Source organism: Kocuria sp. 2SI (assembly GCF_005502825.1).
GTDB lineage: Bacteria > Actinomycetota > Actinomycetes > Actinomycetales > Micrococcaceae > Kocuria > Kocuria palustris.
The window spans coordinates 1-4,966 of record NZ_SCNB01000043.1 but is presented as its reverse complement, the minus strand read 5'-3'; the positions used below and the strand labels follow the sequence as shown (position 1 = coordinate 4,966).

Below are 4,966 nucleotides of genomic sequence, written 5' to 3'. Positions count from 1 at the left end.
GCTCAGCACTATCCGGGTCTTCTTCTCCGCCGGAATCGAGGGTGGTCTACCCATGTCTGACTCTCCTTCAGGACCTACATAACGGCCCTGCCACTAAGTCTGACGCGCGGCAATTAGACGCCGCTGAGGTAGCAACCGCGCTGAAGAGCGCCGGGGTCACAGACAGAGACAAGGCCGATGCGCTCGGCAGACTCGCACGTCGAAGCTTGACCGGGCTGCGGCGAAACTTGGCCGTAAAGGCCGTCCTGCATCGACCAGCCTGGGCTAATGCGAGTCCGTCCCGAAGTTTCCGATCAATCCTGTTGGCTGGTTCATGGGAAGACAACGTGCAAGGGGATCGTTCGATTCTCGAGGCGCTGACGGGAGCCGACTACGAGTCGTTCAGAGAGGAGATTTCAGGGATCGTCGACAGCCCCACCGATCCTCTGGCGATCCGAACTGACGGAGCCTGGCATCTTGTCTCGGCGGTGGACGCATGGATGCTGTTGGTGTCGAAGCTGACCCACGACGATATGAAGCGATTCGAGACCATCGTCGAGATGGTTCTCGCAGAAGACGATCCGGCCCTCGAACTACCGCGTGACCAAGGGTGGAGAGCGACGATCGACGGCAAGACTCGCCGCTATTCCGGTGACCTCCGCCGCGGCCTCGCTCAGTCACTGGCCTTATTGGGGATTTACGGCGGAACTGTCGCCTTGTCGGGCGGAGTATCAGGTTCAGACTTCGCGAACTATTTGGTCAGGAAACTGCTCGAGTGGGCGTCGGCAGACGGCACTGGGCAAGCGTGGGAATCACTCGCTGACATATTGCCGCTGCTCGCTGAGGCCGGGCCAGACGCCTTCCTCGATGCGGTCAGCGCAGCAACAGCGGGCGATGATCCTTTGCTGGGCACCATGTTCCAGGACCACACGGGCGAATCCGGGTTCTTTTCGGGCGGCACTCCACATAGCAATCTGCTGTGGGCCCTTGAGTGCGTGTCTTGGTCCCCCGATCACTTCGGTCGTGCCGTTGATCTCCTGGCCCGCCTGGACGAGATCGATCCAGGTGGCCGGATGACAAACCGTCCCGCCGCCTCGCTGGCTGCAATGTTCCGCCCGTGGCATCCCGACAGTTCCGTCGATCCGGACCGGCGAATCACAGTCCTCGACACGTTGCGGCACAGGCATCCCGACGCCGCCTGGAGGTTGGAGAGCAGCATGCTTCCAGAGAGCCACGGGACGCACTTTCCGATCAACGCACCAGCGTTCCGAACCTGGAAACCGGACAAGCTTTCGGTGACATACGGCGAGATCTGGAAAATGACGACCGCCGCGGTTGAGCGCTGTATCGAGGACGCAGGCGACGACGCACAGCGCTGGTCAACGATCCTTGCTCACACTTCAGAGTTGCCACCAGCAGATCGAGAGCGTGTGGTGGCGGCGCTCGATTCGATGGCCGATCAGCCGAAGTTTTCGACTGACTTTCGGGATGCGTTGTGGCGAGCACTCGTGGACCTCATCGGCCATCATCGCGAGTTTCCGGATGCGGCATGGGTGCTCCCCGACGAGGAGCTGAGCAGGCTCGACGCGCTGGCCGCGCGCTACCGGCCAAAGTCTGTGTACCGCAGGCTAGTCGGACTCTTCGAGTCATGGACTCCGTATGTCGGCGCTCGCAGACTAGATGACTATGAAGGCTTTGAGCGCGAGCTCGGACGCCAGCGCATCGAAGCCATTAAGGAGATCGAAGCCGAGGGTGGATTCGATGCCATCGCAAGACTGGCACGCGATGCATTGGTACCCGGTTCCGTTGGCATCGCGCTGGCGAACGCCGGCTCGTCGTACGACGAAGAACTTCTTGGTTGGTTGGCGTATGAGGACCAAGATCTCGTCAGCACCGCGATGTCGTACTTCTCAGCTCGCTATTCCCTCGAAGGATTCGCGCTCATCACAGGCTTGCTCGAACGGGATGATCTCACGGTTGATCAGCGTGCTCGACTCCTGCTTGTCGCGCGCGACAACCTACCGGAGGCGTGGGCATTGGCTGCAGCAGACCCGGAGCTTGAGACCGGGTACTGGGCGGCGTTCCAACCGCTCGGCTTGGGGCGAGACTTCGACAAGATCGACGAGGTTGCCGATCGATTGATCCAAGCTGGCCGCCACGCCGACGTCTTGCATCTCATGAGCGTGTACTCTCACGTCGACAAGGACGGGCCACGCCCACAAGCAGCGAAGCTCATTGTGCGGGCGCTGGACGGACTCCTGGCACATCAAGCTCAATCTGCTGCTGCTCGCTACCTATCGACCTATAACTTCCAGCAACTTTTTGCGTATCTCGAAGCCATGCGCGATCATCTTGAGCCTGGCGACCTTGTTCGGCTGCAGTGGTCGTACCTTCCAGCGCTCGGATACGACGCGAAAGTCCCAGCGCTATCCGGAAGTTTGGCTGCTGACCCGGCGGAATTCGTCGGGGTCGTGTGCACCGCCTACCGTGCCCGGCCGAAGAGTGAAGAAGAAGTCGCCGAGGACCAAGCTGACGAAGAGCAGCGCGACGTTTCCATGGCAACCAACGCGTACCGCCTGCTCAACGCCTGGGACTCACCGCCGGGGCTAGTCGATGGCGTCATGAATGCCGAGGTTCTTCGAGCCTGGATTGATAGCGCAATGGAGCTCCTTGCGGAACGCGGCCGGACCGAGGTCGGACTGCAGCGGATTGGTCAGGTTCTCTGCCACACCCCACCAGACGACGACGGCACTTGGCCCGGCGTCGTCGTGCGGGATCTCCTCGAAGAGGTGCAACTGGATAACATTGAGACCGGCCTCTTCGTCCAGATCATCAATGGTCGCGGCATCACTAGCCGGGGTCTGGAGGACGGCGGCGAGCAAGAACTCAAACTAGGTGCGGACTATCGAGCCAAGGCCGAAGCACTTGCTGATAACGCACCTCGAGTGGCCGGGGTGTTTAGGCGAATTGCTGCCTCGTACGAGAGTGAGGCACGGCGGAATGAGGGGGCTGCTGAACGATTCCGGCGTGGGCTGCGCTGACCGGTAAGTCTGGGGTCACTCGCCGTGCTCGAGCGTCGTGGGGTGGCATGAGCTTGGCTGGACGCGAGCGACCACCGCCCATGCCTATCGAAGAAGCTCAAATGGGATTGACCTCCTTCTATTCGGGGTGCAATACGCGAAGCTGAGCCTTTGCCAAGATGAGCAGGTGGCTCTCGTGGCCAGGCGAGGCCTCGTGATCGAGGATCAGGCTGCGTGTGCTGACGTCATCGCTGCATCGAACTCCTATCGGGTTCGGGCTACGCCCGGTACTTCCAGCGGGCTCCCTGCCATGGCGATGATGACTTCGGGCCAGGCATGCCCTTCGATGAGATTCTCCCGGCAGTCCATGGACGCGGCTCCGAGTTCTGGCGCGGGCTGAGCAAGCCGCAGGCCCTGCGCGATCACCTGGCGTGATCAGTCTCAAGCTTTGGGACTTGGGTGAGTTCAACGCATGGCAGAAGCGCGCTCACCTGAGCCCATCCGGTTCCGTGGGAACGCGTCGGCTCGTCATTGTCCTTCGTGTGGAAACGTGGTGGAATTTCGTTTCGCCATCTAACCTCTCCACGGACCTTATTGGGCCGTACCCAGTGATTTCATCCCGGTACTGGGGCGCATCTCCAGGTCTTGCTGGATGTCTATCTCAGGCTGACTGATTCAAGCTTCCTGACGTATCGGGAGCTCGCGCGAACGCGACGGTTCGGCGGCACACGCGTGTGTCGCAGGTGCGAGCGAGATGACCAGGAGCGAGGCGCAGATGTCCGCGAGTCCAGCCCAACCGATGGCGGGGAGGCGCTCACCGACGAGGACCACGGCCAGGAGGGCGGCGATCGCGGGTTCAGCGAGCGTGAGCGTTGTCGCGGCGCTTGGAGTGACGCGCGTGAGGCCATACCCGAAGAGCAGATAGCCCAGGAGCATCGGGACCAGTGCCATGTAGATCCCGACCATCATCGGTTGAGCGGAAGCGATGAGCGGTGCGCCGGTCAGCAGGAGTACGGGCATGAGGGCAATGCCGTCCAGGTCGACGACAGCGCCCATCGCGGCGGCGCGCCCGACGCCGCGATTCATGAGGCGGTGAGGCGCCGCCGAGAGTCCCTGTCGATGCGCTTGAAGGGTCGGTCCCGGTGGAAGGAGCGGGTCGTTGGCTGGGTAGTCGCAAAAGCTCGAATTGCGCTGGGTCAACAAGGACGTGGCGCTTATCCCCACGACCGCCAACCGGTACGCGTACTCGTGGGTCGAACCCAAGGACCCGCGCTACTGCGAGCCCCATATCCTCGTGTGCGAAGAGACGGTCACCGCTCCCCGGCGTCGAAACTGGACCTGCAGACGAACTTTGAGCCAGCCGACCAGGCTGCGTGACGATCCAATGTCACCCATCCGAGCAGCAGCCCCTGACTTCGGGCCGCGTTCAACGATCAGAGGCCAGGAGCAGGCTGCACCGGTCGCTTCGGGCAGTGGACCAAGCCCACCTATCATTGAAATATGGGTACGTTCGAATCACCTGCTGGACGGTCGCGCCGGTCGGTCCTCGCGGGGCTGCTGACGGTCCCTTTCGCTGGGCTAGCGAACGGATGTGCACCAATCAGCAGGAACGACGACGAGACTCCGGATGCGCGGATCGCCCTTGTGTACCGCGGCCCGGCGGGGTGCGCAGGATGCTCGGAAACTCTTGCTGAGCGACTGTCGCAATCACCGCTTGGTATGGACGTTGCGTTTATCGGCCCGCATGAAGAATTCCCTCTCGAATCAAGTGCCCTTTCTGGAGTCGCTCTCTACGCTCAGCCGGGCGGTGGAGACAATATTCGGCCGCTGCCCAGAGTTTTCCTGCGGATTTCATCCGTGGGGTGAGTGACTTTGTGGCTACCGGCGGTAGCTACCTCGGCATCTGCATGGGTGCATATCTAGCAGGGAGCGAGGGCTTCGGCTTTTTCAGTGAATCCGTCGGGGGG

General features: G+C 61.7%; 3 protein-coding genes. 2 read left to right on the top strand and 1 reads right to left on the bottom strand.

The features are described 5' to 3' along the window. The first annotated feature begins 302 nt into the window (after nucleotides 1-302). Nucleotides 303-3,020: a hypothetical protein gene (locus FFS25_RS13185; protein WP_137803233.1), complete on the top strand. Its 2,718-nt coding sequence runs from the start codon at nucleotides 303-305 to the stop codon at nucleotides 3,018-3,020. A gap of 654 nt (nucleotides 3,021-3,674) precedes the next feature. On the opposite strand, the gene FFS25_RS13180 is transcribed toward FFS25_RS13185, so the two are convergent. Next, entirely contained in the window at nucleotides 3,675-4,085 is a 411-nt protein-coding gene (locus tag FFS25_RS13180) for a DMT family transporter (RefSeq protein WP_137803232.1), read from the bottom strand. A 665-nt stretch (nucleotides 4,086-4,750) separates the two neighbouring features. Here FFS25_RS13180 and FFS25_RS14205 point away from each other — a divergent pair. Further along, a partial coding sequence (locus tag FFS25_RS14205) for a BPL-N domain-containing protein (protein WP_212742754.1) occupies nucleotides 4,751-4,966 on the top strand: 216 nt, incomplete at its 3' end.

Coding starts and splice junctions, on each gene's coding strand:
- FFS25_RS13180 (WP_137803232.1), bottom strand. CDS start 4,085: ATGAATCGCGGCGTCGGGCGCGCCGCCGCGATGGGCGCTGTCGTCGAC.